Source organism: Pirellulales bacterium, assembly GCA_035546535.1.
Lineage (GTDB): Bacteria > Planctomycetota > Planctomycetia > Pirellulales > JACPPG01 > JACPPG01.
Window position 1 is genome coordinate 132036 of sequence record DASZWQ010000050.1, and the last position, 15177, is coordinate 147212.

The following is a 15177-nucleotide window of genomic DNA, read 5'->3' on the forward strand; positions in this document are numbered from 1 at the left end:
AATGCATCGCCCCACGGTCGGCATTCTTGCCTTGCTACTGCTCGCGGTCGGTGGCGTCGCGGTCTTGACGCCCGCCGGCCAACTGGCGCGGCCGGAGCTGGGCGCGGCGTGCCTGCGCATCGGCTTGATCTTGGGCGTGCTCTGGTTGGCTTTGCCGGATATAGCTCGCCCGGTGAACCGCTGGATTGCGCTGGGAGTGATCGCCGCCGTGATCCTGATCGCCCGGCAGCCAAAACTGGCCATTCTGGCCGCGGTGTTCCTGGTGGCGATCGCGATCTTACGGCCGCGGGTTAAGTCGTACGTCGCGCGAGGTAAATGACGCGGCAGTGAACAAACCAGAGGTATCACTGGTGGCTTGCCCGGCTTGCGCATCAGTGTCGAACAGCGACTCGCCACGGGGTGGACGAGCCACCAGTGGCACGCGATGGCAGAGAACAAGGCGCACGGCAGGAAGTCCGTCTACGCCCCGGCGGCGTCGAGATAAGGATCCTGGCCCAAGTGCTCGTGCATCTTGCGCCGTTCCTTTTCGTAGTACATGAGCACGCGGCGATCGCGAAAGTGCCTGCGCTCGATGCGCCGCTGGGCCTTGGGGAACAGCGACGCGTAGCTGTCCAGGCCCGTCGCCTGTTTCTCACCGAGTTCTTTCAACTGCTTCGAGCGTTTGGGGCCCAGGCCGGCGAGCAGAATATCGTCGTCCAGCCCCAGGTACTGCCGCCAGGTGCCGGGATCACCTTGCCGTCCGCAGCGGCCCAGCAATTGGCGGTCGATGCGGGCCGAATCGTGCATTTCGGTGCAGATGACGTGCAGGCCGCCAAGCTCCGCGACGCCGGGACCGAGCTTGATGTCCGTGCCGCGGCCAGCCATGTTCGTCGATACGGTCACTTTGCCAAGTTCGCCCGCGTGGGAAATTATCTCGGCCTCTTCGGCGATCTTGTTGGCGTTCAAGATGGCGTGCGGAATGCCGACAACCTTGAGCATCTGCGACAAGATCTCGGATTTATCGATCGAGCGCGTGCCGATCAGGATCGGCCTTCCCGTGGCGTGTACCTGCATGACTTCTTCGACGATCGCCTGCCATTTGGCGTCGGCGGTGCCGAACGTGGCGACGGGCAGCTTCTCGCGGATGGCTGGCCGATTCGTGGGAATCGGCACCACGCGCAGCTTGTAGATCCGGCTCAGCTCGCGCGCGGAGCTGCTGCCGGTGCCCGTCATGCCGGCCATGCGCGGATAACGGAGAAAGAAGTCTTGCACCGTGATGCGGGCCGCCTGGCCCGTGGCCACGGTAACTTCGACTTTCTCCTTCGCTTCGACGGCCTGGTGAATGCCGGCGCGCCATTTGCGCCCTTCGGCCAGTCGTCCCGTGAATTCGTCGACAATAACGATTTCGCCTTTGTGCACGACGTAATGGCGGTCGCGCGTGTAGACGCGGTCGACCTTGATGGCCCGCTCGATGAATTCGTACATCGTGAACAGGCCGACCGAGTCGAGCGCGGCTGGCTTGGGGATGGTGCGAACGAGTTGCCGGCCGGCCGCGTTCAATTCCACGGATTGCTTGTCGTGATCGAACTCGTAGTGCTCATCTTCCTTGAATTGTGCGACGGCGTCGGCGCTCCAGCGATGGCACTCGGCGGCGATCAATTCTTCTTCGGTCGGCAGGGCGCTAATAATCAGCGGGGTGCGTGCCTCGTCGATCAGGATGCTGTCCGCCTCGTCGACCAGCACGAAATGCGACGCCCGCTGCACCGGCTCGTCACCGCCGGCGGCATAATGCCCCAGCATGCCGCCGACCACGTCGGTCATGCCCTCGGCCACGCGGCGCAGAAGCAATCGATCGCGCAAAAAGTCGAAACCAAACTCCTTGCTCGTGCCGTACGTGACGTCGCAGGCATAGGCCTCGCGTCGGGCCGGAGTTTGCATCGGCGTTTCGATGACCCCCACCGAAATGCCCAGTGCCTGGTACAAGGGGCGCATCCAGTCGGCGTCGCGGCGAGCCAGGTAATCGTTGACCGTAGCCAGGTGGGCCCCCTTGCCGGCCAATGACTCGAGGTACATGCACAGCGTAGCCGTCAGCGTTTTGCCCTCGCCCGTCTGCATTTCCGCGATCGAGCGATTGTGCATGGCGATGCCGCCCAGCAACTGCACGTCGAAGTGCCGCATGTTGAGCGTCCTCCGGCCAGCCTCGCGAACCAGGGCAAAAGCCTCGGGGAGCAAATGCCCAAGAGGCTCGCGGCTACGTGCCCGATACTTGAGCGACAGGCTCCGCTTGCGCAGTTCCCCGTCGGAGAGCTCCATCAACTCGGGTTCCATGGCCCCGATGACCGGAATGAGCTTAGACCACTGCGCGAGGCGCATGCGGTTTGTGCCGCCCAGCGTAGCCAGGAATCGCGCCGACAGACTGGTGGGGAGAGAGGTCAAGAGCCTGGGTTCCGACGTGCGTAAAACGTGCGGCGGCCCAGACGGCCGCACAGCATCAATTGAATCACCCTCATCATACCTTATGCGTCAGACGGGGCGATGGTTCGGCTTATGCCGGCCTTCAGGGCGCGGGCACAATGGCCAGCCACGGACTTTCAATCGGTCAAACGATCGGCCGCGCTCACCTGATACAGTGGCGCGTAGGAGCCTTGGTTTGGACTGGCGCCGGCGACTTTTCCTTTGACCGATACGAAATCGCCGGCCCGGAAACCGGCGAGCGCCGGAGAGGGCGCCAAAACAACGCTGCCGCCGTACTTGTCCGTTGGTCCGCTCACGGGCACATAGCGCAGTTTCCACTGCTTGGTCGCATCGGAATACTCAAGCTGTCCTTGTAGCCAGGCGTAGTTGGAATCGTAGCCATAGGTCGCGCCTCGATCGGTCGGCCCTTTGCCCGCGACGACGGCCGTCGACGATGCCTGCCGCACCGTTCGATTCGAGGGCCCCACCGCGGCGTACGCGCCTTGAATGACGCGCGGCGGCGCGCCCTGCGGCATGTTGTAAGACGCCGGCTCGATCGCGCGTGTGTCCTGCGCGTCTTGCAAGGGGCTGGCCATGGGGGTCTTCGATAGTTTGTCGCCCGGGTCGAGCCCTTGTTCGCCGGGCGCGATTCCTGCGTCGCTGGGAATATCGTTGGCGGCAGCGCCGAGGACGCCGGCGCGCGTCGTCTCGCCCAGAGGACGCAATTCGCGCTGCATCGTTTCGCGGCTGTACATCGACGTCGTCGGTGGTCCGTTGACCGAGCTGGTGGGAGCCCAACCTCCGCCGGGCGGCGAGTAAGGAGGCGAGCCGGCGGGCGGTGGCGCCGAAGTCGGCATCGCGCCTGGCGTTTGATAGGTCGGCGTCGCGGGTGCCCCATAAGGCCCCGTGGGCGGAGCCGCGGCCGGTGGTGGCGGCGAACCGGGGAATGTCGACGAAGCGGGCGGCGCCGCGCCAGGGGGCGGCGTCACGGGCGTGAGTTGCCCACCGCCGTAACTAAAACTTCCGCCCGGCGGCGCGTAGCCTGGCGGAGGCGGCGCCGATGTGGCGACAGGCGCTCCATAGGCTCCGGTAGGAATGGGACCGACGTCCCCTGTTGCCGGCGGTGGAATGCGCGTGCGCACGAACGGATCCATGGCCTGCGGGCGCGATTGGCAGCCGATCGCAACCAGCGCAAGCGCCGGCAACAACCCGCGCAAGCCACGCATGGGTAGACTCCTTTCCACCATGGCAAACTCACCGAACGGCTGTCATGACGCCGCAAGCGCGGCAACAAGTGTCTGCTGCGCGGGCGGCCAGAAATCCAACGACCCCAGAAGCAGGCGAAGAAGTGCAAATGCGGCCGGAGCCGTGAGAAAGGGGAGCGCTACGGGACCGGCCGGGCAGGTAGATTAGCGATTTCCGGCTACTTGTCTATATCGATTTGGCCTGTGCTAGCGGCGGCAACTTCCTGCGTGGTCACCGTCTGGGGCGCGGGGCGGCCGTCCGAGAGCCGGGAGGGTCTGTCGTCCTCAGGAAGCACGAACGGATTCTTGATGATCGGCCCCCAGGCGGTGTTGTTCGTAGCCGGAGCCGATCTGGCTTGCCGGCGCGGCGGCACATAAGGAGTCGACGGCATGCGAATCCGTTCCGGAGTCGGCATGAAGCCGGGATAAGCAAACGGGCTGAAGCCGTAAGGGCGCGGCGTCACGTGGCTGTAATAGACCGGAGGAAAGAGTGAGAAATACGGCGGTGGGTCGAGCGTATACGCCCCGTTGGCCCAACCCCAGCCACCCCAGCCGAACCCGCCACCAAAACCCCACTGGGCCTTGGCCGTCGAACCGCAGCTGACAAGCAGAACGCCAACAACCAATGCGGGGAGCAGGCGACGCAGACTCATGTTTGATTCCTCGCAGAAAAAGCACTCGGTGCGCAGCCGCGCAGGACGCGCCCTACAATCTCCACGCTAACTGGGGTGTTTGCCGGATACAAGCATTCGCGGCAGTGCGTCTCCCCGGCGGGCGGTCCCGTTGGGCCCGAGCAGGTCCGATTATAACGCCCAATTTCCCGGCGGACGGCGGATATCGACAGGCTCGCCGAGCGGGCATACTTTGGGAACGTTCGAATTCCCCAACGCCCCTTCGACGAGTCCCTGAGCGATGCGCCACGAACTCTGGAAGCGAATTGCCGATATCCGGCTCCGCCGCGGTGCAGGCGTCATCGGCAGACGTATCGAAAGACCGGCCGCGATCCTCGGCGCGATCTTGCTGACGATAACCCCTGCCGCTTTAGCCGCCGAGGAGCCAGGTGATATTCGCCAGTTGAAGCTGCGCGACTGGCAGCCACGATCAATGCTGGTCACGACCAGCCACGAGCCGCCGAAGCCCCGATTTCCAGCAATCGACGTACACAATCATTTGGGCGCCGGCAAGGAACATCTCTCGCCGGAACGTGTCGCGAACTATCTCACCGAAATGAACGAAGCCGGCGTCCGCACGGTCGTCAACCTCGACGGCGGTTGGGGCGAACGGCTGGAAGAAACGCTTGCGGCGCTCGATCGCGCGCACCCGGATCGGTTTCTCACCTTCGCGCAGATTGATTTCAGCGGCATCGACGAACCCGGCTGGAGCGACCGGGAAACGGATCGTTTGGAGGAGAGCTTCCGCCGCGGCGCAAAGGGCCTGAAGATCCACAAATCGCTCGGGCTTGGTGTTCGTTATAAGGACGGACGCCTGATGCCCGTCGACGATCCGAAACTCGACAAGCTGTGGGCGACCTGCGGTAAGCATCATCGACCCGTGATGATCCATACGGCGGACCCGGCGGCTTTCTTCACGCCGCTTGACCGGTTCAACGAGCGCTGGCACGAGTTGAACGAGCACCCGCAGTGGCTGTTCTAGGGCGAGAAGTTTCCGCAGCGCGAGGAATTACTCGCGCAGTTCCTGCGCGTCGTCGGTCGGCATTCAGAAACCACCTTCATCGGGGCTCATTTCGGCAACAACGCCGAGGACCTGGCGGCGGTGGGCCGCGCGCTCGACGAGCACCCGAACCTGTACGTCGACATCGACGCGCGCATCTCGGAACTCGGCCGGGCCCCCTACTCGGCGCGACGGTTCTTCATCAAGTACCAGGACCGGATCATGTTCGGCACCGACACGACGCCGCGGCGCGACGCCTTTCGGATTTATTACCGGTTCCTGGAAACGGACGACGAGTACTTCGACTGCGCGGCCAGCCATCATTTGCAGGGCTTTTGGCGGATCTATGGGCTGTTTCTGCCGGACGAAGTGCTGGCCAAGATCTACACCAAGAACGCTGAACGCGTGCTCTTGGCGCAAGTAGAATCGTCGAACGCGGCCGCGGCTGAAGCAACCACCCAAAACAAACCTGATGCGGAACAAAAGCCGATGCCCGAGATGCACGTGCCGCGGACAGTGGATTTCCAGGTCACCGGCGACGGCAGCGATAAAGCGTGGGAAAAGGCCACCTGGACACCCCTCGTGCGGCGCGGCAAAACCGGCGCGGATTACACGACCCGGGTCAAGGTCCTCTATTCCGAGAAGGGCTTGTACGTCCTCATGGACGCCACCGACAAGCTGCTGACCGCGACCATGAAAGAGGACTTCCTCGACCTGTGGAACGAAGACTGCTTCGAGTTCTTCGTGTGGCCTGACGAGCGGCAGACGATCTACTTCGAGTACGAGATTTCACCGCTCGGCTTCGAGTTGCCGATCCTGATCCCGAACGTCGACAATCGTTTCCTCGGCTGGCGTCCCTGGCATTACGAAGGAGAGCGCAAGATCCAAAAAGCCACGTCGATCACCGGCGGGCCGAAGGAGTCGGGCGCGCAAGTGACCGGCTGGCGGGCCGAGATCTTTACGCCGTTTGAGCTCTTGAAGCCGCTGGCCAATGTGCCGCCTCGCCCGGGCAGCCGGTGGCGGGCGAACTTCTATCGCATGGATTACGATCAAAAGCGCGAAACAAGCTGGGACTGGGCCCGCGTCGGGCTCAGCTTCCACGAGTTTCGCAAATTCGGCACGCTAGTCTTTGACGAGTAATACGATTCGATCCGCAGCGAAGCTTTTGCGACCGATCGCTACTTCTTCATAATCGCTGCTTCGTCAAATACGGCGTGATTGATCACGCTGCGGGCTTGCGATGTGTAAACCAGGTGAATCTTGCCGTCTTTCCCTTGGATCACGTACGGATAACCGAACGAGTCCTTGCCGGTGGCGATGTTGCGGCGGTACGGATACGTCTTGTCGACGTCGGTCGAGATGGCCACCGTCAAGGGCGTGCGGTCGTCCATGCTGTCGTTGAAGACCAGCAGCAGATGTCCGTTGCGCAGCCGAAGAAAATCGACGGCGGCGTTGGGATTTGGGAATTGCGAGTCCTGCCCTTCGCTCCACGTGTGGCCGCCGTCGTGCGATTCGCTGCGCACGACGTAGCCATCCTTGATCGGCTCATAGCTGCCACCGCGACGGCAATACGCGATCAAGCGTTTGTCGTCGATCTGGGCCACGGCCGGCTGAATGTTGCCCATCCGTGAATGGATGCGGTTCGTCTCGCTCCACTTTTTGGTTTTCGGATCGAAGCGAAGAAACAGCGACGTGCTGTCGGCGCCGACCTTCTCCTGGTCGAAGCCGGTTTCGTGGTAGATGGGCAGCAAGTAATCGCCATCGGCCAACACGATCGGCCGGCCGCGGACCATCATTCCCTCTTCCAGGGCGACCATGAACGAGTCGCTCCAGGTGTTCGCCCCGTCGTGCGATACCTTCCCCTTGATGCGAGACGTGCTCCACGTATCGCCGAAGCGGCACACATAGAAGAGCCACACCAACCCATCGGGCGCCTGCCAGATGACGGCGTTACCGTCGGAGTGAAACGGCGTATCGGCGATAATCTGCGGCGCCGACCATTTGGTCTCACCCGCCTTGCGCCGCATGCCGTAGCAGGCAGTCTGCTCGGCGTATTCCCCGTCGCCGCCGTAATAGGCGATGTACAAATCACCGTTCGCCAGCTCCTCGATCGAGGCGGGATGCTTGTACTTGCCAGGAAATTCGGGGCCGATCACGCGCTCGATGACTACGTCGTCGTCGGCCGCCCACGATGGGGCGGAAATCATAGACAAACCGATGATGATCGCCACGGTGAAGCGCCAAAGAATTGTCATGGGAAGGCTTTCGGAATGAGTTCGGGGGCGGGAATCGGGCGAGGGGCTCAAGAACGCTCCGCTCGCGGCAATGCTCCACGATTGTAATCCGCGTACGGGCCCACCGGCAGGCCCGTCGCCGCTGGCGGCTTTTCCCGCGCGCCCGGCGGTTAATCGTCTACAAACGCGCGAACCACGGCTGACCTTTCTGATTCACGAATCACTGGATACCTTAAGGCAACAAGCCCCCACTCGCCGGCTTGAACGGCGAACATTCTCGCAGCCCCCAGTCCCCATGACCGACTTATTGCGACAAGAGATTGCCACCGCGGCCGATATCGTCGTGGTCAAGGTCGGCACGCGTGTTCTCACGACTTCCGAGGGCACACTGAACGAGGAGCGGATCGCGGCCCTGGCTGAGGAGATTCATCAACTGCTCGCCGGCGGCCGCAAGGTGGCCGTCGTCAGCTCGGGAGCCGTCGGGGCGGGCATGGGGCGCATCGGCATGCGCGAGCGCCCTCGCGATCTGGCGCAGCTGCAAGCCGTGGCCGCGATGGGCCAGAGCTACCTGGTGCAGGTTTACGATCGATCGCTGCGCGCCCACGGGCGGCATGCGGCGCAGATCCTGCTCACGGCCAGCGACCTGGACGAGCGCACGCGGTACTTGAACGTGCGGAATACGATCTTCACCCTTTTCGAGCTGGGCGCAGTGCCGATCATCAACGAGAACGACACGGTCAGCGTCGAGGAGTTGCAAACCACCTTCGGCGATAATGATCGGCTGGCGGCGATGGTCACTAACCTGATTCGCGCGCCACTCTTGGTGCTGCTCTCGGATGTTGACGGACTTTATGACGGCGATCCTCGCGAACCCGGCTCGAAATTGATCTCGACCGTGACCCGGCTCGACGATTCCGTGCTGGCCCTGGTGCGCGACGTCAAGACGGGGCTGAGCAAGGGAGGCATGGCCAGCAAGCTGGCCGCCGCCCGTATCGCCACGGTCGCGGGCGAAAACGTCGTGATCGCCAACGGGCGCACGCCCGGCAACCTGGCGCGCATCCTGGCCGGCGAGGAAGTCGGCACGCTGGTCGTCTCGCAAGGAAGCGTCATCACGTCACGCAAGCGCTGGATCGGCTTTACTGCCCAGCCGCGCGGGCACCTGGTCTTGGACGACGGCGCCCGTCGCGCGGTCGAGAAGCAAGGGCGCAGTCTGCTGGCGATCGGCGTCGTGGAAGCAGTCGGGAATTTCAAAAAAGGGGACGTGGTCTCGCTACGCGATCGGGCGGGCGCAGAATTCGCTCGCGGGCTGATCAATTACGCGGCGGACGAAGTCACGCGGATCAAAGGGCTCAAGACCGACGCCATCGCCGCGGCCCTGGGGCATTGCCCTTATGAGGAGGTCGTACACCGCGATAATATGGCGGTGACGACTTCGGCGGCGCCCTAGTTTCGCGGCATTCCCAGCCTGCGGGGCGGCCATTTGCGGTATCCGCCGAGGGCGATTTGCGTCATACTAGATGGTTCCGCCGAGCCCTTTTCAAAAGGTTTGACGGCCCGCCCCATTTTCACACTAGTTTTGCACCCTTCGCCGCTGTCGATGGCTACTACGCTCCCCTTCAGTACGACCACGGGCGCCCGCCGGGTGCCTGGTGTGCAGATTCCCAGTTACGTCTTTGATTCGAACCGCGAATTGGCCCGGCATGTGGCCCACACTATCGCCGGCGTGATTCGCGAGCGCAATTCCTTCGGCCAGATGGCCGTGCTGGGCTTGCCGACCGGCTCGACGCCGCTGGGCATTTACCGCGAGCTGATCCGCCTGCACCGCGAAGAGGGGCTCGATTTTTCGGGCGTCGTGACGTTCAACCTCGACGAGTACTACGGTCTACAGCCCGATCAGTTGCAGAGCTACCACCGCTGGATGCACGATCACTTCCTGCGCGATGTGAACGTCGCGCCAGAGAACGTCCACATTCCCGACGGCACCATTCCGCTGGACGACGTGGACGATTATTGCCGCCGCTATGAAGCCGCGATCGAGCGGGCCGGCGGGATCGACGTACAGCTGCTGGGAATCGGCCGCAACGGGCACATCGGCTTTAACGAACCATTCAGCTTGCGCAACAGCCGCACGCGTCTTGCCACATTAGATCCGATCACACGGCGCGACGCGGCCAGTGATTTCTTCAGCGAAGACAACGTGCCTACACAGGCGCTGACGATGGGTTTGGGCACAATCCTCGACGCGCGGAAAATCCTGCTCATCGCGCTAGGCGAACATAAAGCCGGGATCATCCGCGAGGCCGTCGAAGGGCCACTGACCGACCGCGTGCCCGCGAGCCTGCTGCGCGATCATGCCGACGCCACGGTCCTGTTCGACGAAGCCGCGGCCGGCCAATTGACTGGCATTGCTACGCCTTGGCTCCTGGGCCCTGTGGAATGGACCGACGTGATGATCAAGCGGGCCGTGCTGTGGCTGGCGCAGCAAACCGGCAAGGCCCTGCTGAAGCTCGACGATCAGGATTATCGCGACCACAACCTGCACCGGCTATTGCGGCACCATGGTCCCGCGCCGAGCCTGTCGCACCGCGTATTCCGCTGGATGATGGACACGATCGAGTACCATCCAGCCGGCAAGGAAACGAAGCGCGTCATCTGCTTCAGCCCGCACCCGGACGACGACGTGATCAGCATGGGGGGCACGCTGATCCGGCTGGTCGAGGATCATCACGAAGTACACGTCGCGTACATGACCAGCGGCAACATTGCCGTGTTCGATCACGACGCGCAGCGGATTGCCGACCTGGTCGTGGAATTCAACCGCCGCTTCGGCATCGACGTCGAACGGTCGCTGGAACTCGAAACACAGGTCAACCAGGCCCTGGCGGCCAAGGCGCCGGGCGAGCCTGACATCGACGCGGTGTTGCGGATCAAGGCGCTGATTCGCTGGAGCGAGGCGAAAGCCGGCGCGTTCGTCTGCGGCTGCCGCGAAGACCGGCTGCACTTCCTCGATCTTCCCTTCTATCGCACGGGCACGATCGCCAAGAACCCCATGGGCGATGAGGACGTGCAGATCATTCGCGAGTTGCTCGACCGCGTGCAGCCGCACCAGGTGTACATCGCCGGCGACCTGTCGGATCCGCATGGCACGCACCGCGTGTGTGCCGAGGCCATCATCCGCACGCTCAAGCAGATCGAGGCCGACACGGGCAGCCGCCCCGAAGCGCTGCTCTACCGCGGGGCGTGGGAAGAATGGCCGCCGCATGAAATCGACATCGCGGTGCCATTGAGTCCGCGCGATTTGAAACAGAAGAAAGCCGCGATCTTTCGCCATGAATCGCAAAAGGATTCAGCCCTGTTCCCAGGCCCTGACGCGCGCGAGTTCTGGCAGCGGGCCGAAGATCGGAATCGGCACACCTCGGACGTCTACAACCAGCTAGGCCTGCCCGAGTTCTATGCCCTGGAGGGCTTCGTTCGCTGGAATGGCGAGCCGCTCTAAGCGATCCATCGGTTCGCATCTCTCGGCAACGCAGCTCAAGTCTGGCACCGCTCTCGGCCGATGTGTACAGATGCTATTGACTCTGTACACGCGTATATTATATTCAATGGCGGCGGAAGCGGAGCATCCCCACCCCTTTAGGGTCCACCGGCCATGGCCGATCTCGAACGACTGACGAAGCGACAAAAAGAAGTCTACCAGTTCATCCGGGACAAGATCCGGCACCGCGGCTACGGGCCGACGGTGCGCGAGATCGGTACGCAGTTCGAGATCAGCTCGCCCAATGGCGTCATGTGCCATCTCAAGGCTCTGGAAAAGAAGGGGCTGATCAATCGCGAGCCGAACATGTCGCGGGCCATCATGCTGGCCACGGAAACGCCCGAGGGGGGCGGCGGGTTGCCCCTGGCCGGACGTATCGCGGCCGGTCGCTTGCACGAGGCCGTTGCGCAAGAGGAGCGTATCGATTTCGGCGAGATGTTCAGCGCCGACGATCAATTCGTGCTCGAAGTGCGCGGCGATTCGATGATCGAAGATCAGATCGCCGACGGCGATTACGTGGTCGTTCGCAAGCAGGATACGGCCCAGCGCGGCCAGATTGTCGTGGCGCTGACGGACGAGAACGAAGCCACGCTCAAACGCTGGTTCCCCGAAGCCAATCGCATCCGGCTCGAACCGGCCAATTCCAGCATGGAGCCGATCTACGTGAAAAACGCCCGCGTCCTGGGCGTGGTGGTCGGCGTGGTGCGGAAAGTGGGCTGAGCGGACATCGCTTCTGTTCAAGAATCGACTACCGGAACAATCGCGCCTAAGGATCGTCGGTCAGTAGTGGCCGACGGATTCAGATTGGTCACGACATTCACCTGGCTCTGCCAGTAGTCGTATTGCGGATCGCCCGCGCGGAAGGAAAAGACGGCATCTGGCAGCCCCGCGCCATAAGCACCGGTCGATGGCACTCTGACCAGTACCACGCCATCGTCGCGGCGTTCGACAAGCCAGTTGGGGGCGACAATCATCAAGCAAACTCCGGCGGAGCCGCGCCACAAGCGGCACAGGGGTGACTTGTCGGTGGGGGTGCGGATTTCGACTATGGGCAGGAAGCTTTCCCTTGGAAAGCCTAGTGCATCTTCGCCGATTATGCCCGACGCTTCCAGCCCGGTATTGAGCATTTTATCGATGTTGCCAGACGGGACGGCTATCACACGACCAAAGCAGCAGTGACACGACTTCGTTGGGGGCGGACGTCTCCGTTGCGGCTCCTACCGTCGCTTGGCCGCGCGTCGCGGCCGCAGCGGGTTCTCGGCCTCCAGGGCCAACAAGCGTTTTTTCATCGCCAGGCCGAGGCGATTGGAATAGCCGCCCAGCCGGCCCCCCGCGGCGAGCACGCGATGGCATGGCACGATCAGAGAAAACTGATTGTTGGCCATCACACTGCCAACGGCCCGCGCCGCGCGGGGATATCCTGCGGCCGCGGCCAATTCGCCATAGCTCATCGTGCGGCCATAAGGTATACGACGACATGCCTCGAGCACGCGCCGCTGGAACGTCGTGCAGGAACCAAGATCGACCGGCACGTCGCGGAAATCGTCCTTGCCGTGCTCGATGAAGGCCTGCAAGCGAGCGACAAGTCTTGGATTCCAAGCTCGTGAGTTTCGTGGCTCTAGAGCCCCCTCCTCAAGTGCGGTCATGGCCTGTTGCGGTGAATCGTGACCGAAGGTGACCCGCTGGACCACGTCACCCCGCCCCAAGATGGCAATCCACCCCAGCGCACTAGGAAATACCGCTGTCCCTCGGTCGGCCATCTCCTTGCCACGGCGCGAAGAGACAGGCCGACGGCCTCCTCGGGCTGCCTTGCGACGGGCGATGGGGGCCGTGGTGCGGGGCATCGCCCCCTCCTTTGACAGTACAAACTGGGGCATTTTATACTGCGTTCGTCGGGCAACAAGCTTCAATTGATCGACCCGCCGCCAAGTCGCGCCGCATATCAACCCGAGAAGGGCGTTCCTGCATGAATCGATACAGCTCTCTGTGCGACGACTTCTATGTGAATATGAATCTCAGCACGGAGATGGAACTGCCGAACAATCGCGAGACGATTCTGCACTACTTCGAGCGCATCCAGAAGAACTATCCGACGATGCGCAATTTCTACTGCCGCGAGAAGGGAGACTTCGTCCTCGAGGAGGACAAGGACGGCGGCCGCTACCGCTGGTCGACCGTCGAGGCGCGGCGGCTCTGCTCGGGCCAGGTGAATCCTTCCTCGGTCGAGGACGTGCTCGCCCAACACGAACTGGTGTTGGAACTGGCCCCCTACATGCTGTCGGTGAGCCCGCTGGACTGCGAGGCGCTGGACCTGCTGTTTGGCTTCGATTTCACCTTCCGGGGAAATCAGAATCAGCTCGTGGCCGAAGCCCTGGGCTTGAGCCCGGCCCTGGAGAAGTTCGGCGAAATTCCGGGCGCTACGCCGATCAACTTCGAGCCGTCGTTCACGCTCGCGCTCGACGAAGATTGCCGCGTGCAGGCCCGCATCAGCATCGAGACGCGGACCAACGCCTACCAGGTGCGGACCGGCGATTATCCCGAAGAGCAGCTCAGCGTTTACCTCACGGCCCGGCAGTACGGCAGTTTAGGCCCGGGCGTGACATACGTCTCGGCCCTGTCTGAGTTGGGCCGCATCTGTCAGGAGATGGTCGACACCTACGTGATCGACAACGTGCTGCGGCCGCTGGCACGGACGATCGCCCTGAAGTAATTCCTGCTGCGGCCCTTTCGACCGATTTGCCGATAGAGCTCCCATGGCCGTCCGTTTCAGTGAGTTTGCGGCAAACGTTGGCATTGAATCCGCGTTCAGCGTGCTCGCCGTCGCGCGGCGGCTCAAGGCGTCGGGCAAGAGGGTCATCGAGCTCGAGATCGGCGACAGTCCCTTCCCTGCCACGCAATCGGCCAAGCGCGCCGCGATCGAAGCCATCCAGGCCGACCAGTCGCATTACGGGCCGTCGATCGGCTTGGGCGAGCTGCGCGAGGCGGCGGCGGGCTACATCCGCGCGGAACATGGAGTCGCGGTGACCGCCGACAACGTCATCATCGGCGCCGGTGCCAAGATCTTCGAGCAATTGTTTTGCGAAGCGTTCCTGAATCCCGGCGATGGCGTGCTGGTTTTCAGTCCCTACTTTCCGACGTATCTGCCGAACATCGCTCGGCGCGGTGCTCGGGCCTGGCTGGCGGATTTGCGGTCGGCGGATCGCTTCCGGCCGCGGATCGATGAAGTCGAACGGTTCCTGAAAACCGATCCGCGTCCCAAGGCGATTTTTCTCAACAGCCCTCACAACCCCACGGGCGGCGTGGCCACGGCCGAGGACATGCGCGCCCTGGCCGACGTCGTGCGCGGTCGGGATGTGGCCATTTTCAGCGACGAGCCATACGACCAGATGGTGTGGCGCGGCAAGCACGTCACGCCGCTTTTTGAGCCCGGCATGCTCGAACAGTGCGTAGCCGCCTACACGTTCAGCAAGTCCTACAGCATGAGCGGCTACCGGTTGGGCTTCGCAGTCGCGGGAATGGCGATCATCGAACGGCTGGCGACGCTTTTGAACACGACGCTTTCCTGCGTGCCGCCGCTCGTGCAATTGGCGGGCACGGCGGCGCTTTTGCACGACGGCGAAGAGCGTGACCGGAATATGCAGCGTTTCGCCGAGCAGGTCCAGACCCTGGCCGAAGGTCTGGCATCGATCCCCGAAGTGCGCTGCCAGCCTCCCGACGGGACCTTCTACGTGTTTCCCGACGTCAAAACGGTGTGCAACCGGCTCGGCCTCACCTCGCATGGGCTGGCGATGTTTCTGCTCGAAGCGGCCGATGAGAAAGTAGGACTCGCCTGTCTCGGCGGCGAGTGTTTCGGGGCCACCGGAGCAGGCTTCTTGCGATTTAGCTGCGCCGAGACGCCCGAGGTCATGCGCGAGGCCGTCGCGTTCTTTCGCGAGGCTATCACGCGGCAGGAGCGAGCCAGGCCATTCGCTGAGAAAAACCCGCACTTCGCGCTGCGACAGCCGTATAGCGGCTGATCCATACACGAGTGCCAAAGCCGCAGGGCGTGCGTGCGTTCTCG

At 63.0% G+C, this 15177-nt stretch carries 13 protein-coding genes and 1 pseudogene; 8 read left to right on the top strand and 6 right to left on the bottom strand.

Going from position 1 to position 15177, the window contains the following annotated elements; all coding sequences use genetic code 11:
• Position 1: 1 nt before the first annotated feature.
• The gene (locus VHD36_06465) at positions 2-319 is read left to right on the top strand and encodes a hypothetical protein (protein ID HVU86944.1); all 318 of its coding nucleotides are present in this window, start codon (positions 2-4) and stop codon (positions 317-319) included.
• Positions 320-459: 140 nt separating this feature from the next.
• On the opposite strand, the gene VHD36_06470 is transcribed toward VHD36_06465, so the two are convergent.
• The 3 genes from VHD36_06470 to VHD36_06480 all read right to left on the bottom strand — a co-directional run bounded on the left by VHD36_06470 (position 460) and on the right by VHD36_06480 (position 4330).
• Entirely contained in the window at positions 460-2415 is a 1956-nt protein-coding gene (locus tag VHD36_06470; GenBank protein ID HVU86945.1) for a preprotein translocase subunit SecA, read from the bottom strand.
• A gap of 155 nt (positions 2416-2570) precedes the next feature.
• Positions 2571-3659 carry a hypothetical protein gene (locus VHD36_06475; protein ID HVU86946.1) on the bottom strand — a complete coding sequence of 363 codons (1089 nt, stop codon included), beginning with the start codon at positions 3657-3659 and terminating at the stop codon, positions 2571-2573.
• 197 nt (positions 3660-3856) lie between these two features.
• A complete protein-coding gene (locus tag VHD36_06480; protein ID HVU86947.1) occupies positions 3857-4330 on the bottom strand; it encodes a hypothetical protein in 474 nt (157 codons plus the stop codon).
• A 574-nt stretch (positions 4331-4904) separates the two neighbouring features.
• Here VHD36_06480 and VHD36_06485 point away from each other — a divergent pair.
• Positions 4905-5747 (top strand): annotated as a pseudogene (locus VHD36_06485) (amidohydrolase family protein).
• Positions 5748-5846: 99 nt separating this feature from the next.
• On the top strand, positions 5847-6488 hold the full coding sequence (locus tag VHD36_06490) for a carbohydrate-binding family 9-like protein (protein HVU86948.1): 642 nt from the start codon (positions 5847-5849) through the stop codon (positions 6486-6488).
• Between the two features lie 38 nt (positions 6489-6526).
• On the opposite strand, the gene VHD36_06495 is transcribed toward VHD36_06490, so the two are convergent.
• Positions 6527-7603: a sialidase family protein gene (locus VHD36_06495; GenBank protein HVU86949.1), complete on the bottom strand. Its 1077-nt coding sequence runs from the start codon at positions 7601-7603 to the stop codon at positions 6527-6529.
• Between the two features lie 274 nt (positions 7604-7877).
• On the opposite strand from VHD36_06495, the gene proB reads away from it, so the two are divergent.
• From proB to lexA, 3 genes are all read left to right on the top strand, one after another.
• The gene (proB, locus tag VHD36_06500) at positions 7878-9029 is read left to right on the top strand and encodes a glutamate 5-kinase (protein ID HVU86950.1); all 1152 of its coding nucleotides are present in this window, start codon (positions 7878-7880) and stop codon (positions 9027-9029) included.
• A 150-nt stretch (positions 9030-9179) separates the two neighbouring features.
• Positions 9180-11078, top strand: a complete 1899-nt coding sequence (gene nagB / locus VHD36_06505) for a glucosamine-6-phosphate deaminase (GenBank protein ID HVU86951.1) — start codon at positions 9180-9182, stop codon at positions 11076-11078.
• A 153-nt stretch (positions 11079-11231) separates the two neighbouring features.
• Positions 11232-11837: a transcriptional repressor LexA gene (lexA, locus tag VHD36_06510; protein ID HVU86952.1), complete on the top strand. Its 606-nt coding sequence runs from the start codon at positions 11232-11234 to the stop codon at positions 11835-11837.
• A gap of 17 nt (positions 11838-11854) precedes the next feature.
• Here lexA and VHD36_06515 read toward each other — a convergent pair whose 3' ends face one another.
• Both VHD36_06515 and VHD36_06520 read right to left on the bottom strand, forming a co-directional pair.
• Positions 11855-12244 carry a hypothetical protein gene (locus VHD36_06515; GenBank protein HVU86953.1) on the bottom strand — a complete coding sequence of 130 codons (390 nt, stop codon included), beginning with the start codon at positions 12242-12244 and terminating at the stop codon, positions 11855-11857.
• 90 nt (positions 12245-12334) lie between these two features.
• Positions 12335-12961 carry a methylated-DNA--[protein]-cysteine S-methyltransferase gene (locus VHD36_06520; GenBank protein ID HVU86954.1) on the bottom strand — a complete coding sequence of 209 codons (627 nt, stop codon included), beginning with the start codon at positions 12959-12961 and terminating at the stop codon, positions 12335-12337.
• 122 nt (positions 12962-13083) lie between these two features.
• Here VHD36_06520 and VHD36_06525 point away from each other — a divergent pair, with 122 nt between their 5' ends.
• Both VHD36_06525 and VHD36_06530 read left to right on the top strand, forming a co-directional pair.
• Positions 13084-13827 (top strand): hypothetical protein, encoded by a 744-nt coding sequence (locus tag VHD36_06525; protein HVU86955.1) that lies wholly within the window; start codon positions 13084-13086, stop codon positions 13825-13827.
• 43 nt (positions 13828-13870) lie between these two features.
• A complete protein-coding gene (locus VHD36_06530; protein HVU86956.1) occupies positions 13871-15133 on the top strand; it encodes an aminotransferase class I/II-fold pyridoxal phosphate-dependent enzyme in 1263 nt (420 codons plus the stop codon).
• Positions 15134-15177 lie beyond the last annotated feature (44 nt).

Excerpts from the sequence above, each read along its gene's own strand:
- VHD36_06515 (HVU86953.1), bottom strand. The coding sequence starts at position 12,244 with ATGCTCAATACCGGGCTGGAAGCGTCGGGCATAATCGGCGAAGATGCA.
- VHD36_06475 (HVU86946.1), bottom strand. The coding sequence starts at position 3,659 with ATGCGTGGCTTGCGCGGGTTGTTGCCGGCGCTTGCGCTGGTTGCGATC.
- nagB (HVU86951.1), top strand. The coding sequence starts at position 9,180 with ATGGCTACTACGCTCCCCTTCAGTACGACCACGGGCGCCCGCCGGGTG.
- lexA (HVU86952.1), top strand. The coding sequence starts at position 11,232 with ATGGCCGATCTCGAACGACTGACGAAGCGACAAAAAGAAGTCTACCAG.
- VHD36_06520 (HVU86954.1), bottom strand. The coding sequence starts at position 12,961 with ATGCCCCGCACCACGGCCCCCATCGCCCGTCGCAAGGCAGCCCGAGGA.
- VHD36_06525 (HVU86955.1), top strand. The coding sequence starts at position 13,084 with ATGAATCGATACAGCTCTCTGTGCGACGACTTCTATGTGAATATGAAT.
- VHD36_06480 (HVU86947.1), bottom strand. The coding sequence starts at position 4,330 with ATGAGTCTGCGTCGCCTGCTCCCCGCATTGGTTGTTGGCGTTCTGCTT.
- proB (HVU86950.1), top strand. The coding sequence starts at position 7,878 with ATGACCGACTTATTGCGACAAGAGATTGCCACCGCGGCCGATATCGTC.
- VHD36_06495 (HVU86949.1), bottom strand. The coding sequence starts at position 7,603 with ATGACAATTCTTTGGCGCTTCACCGTGGCGATCATCATCGGTTTGTCT.
- VHD36_06530 (HVU86956.1), top strand. The coding sequence starts at position 13,871 with ATGGCCGTCCGTTTCAGTGAGTTTGCGGCAAACGTTGGCATTGAATCC.
- VHD36_06490 (HVU86948.1), top strand. The coding sequence starts at position 5,847 with ATGCACGTGCCGCGGACAGTGGATTTCCAGGTCACCGGCGACGGCAGC.
- VHD36_06465 (HVU86944.1), top strand. The coding sequence starts at position 2 with ATGCATCGCCCCACGGTCGGCATTCTTGCCTTGCTACTGCTCGCGGTC.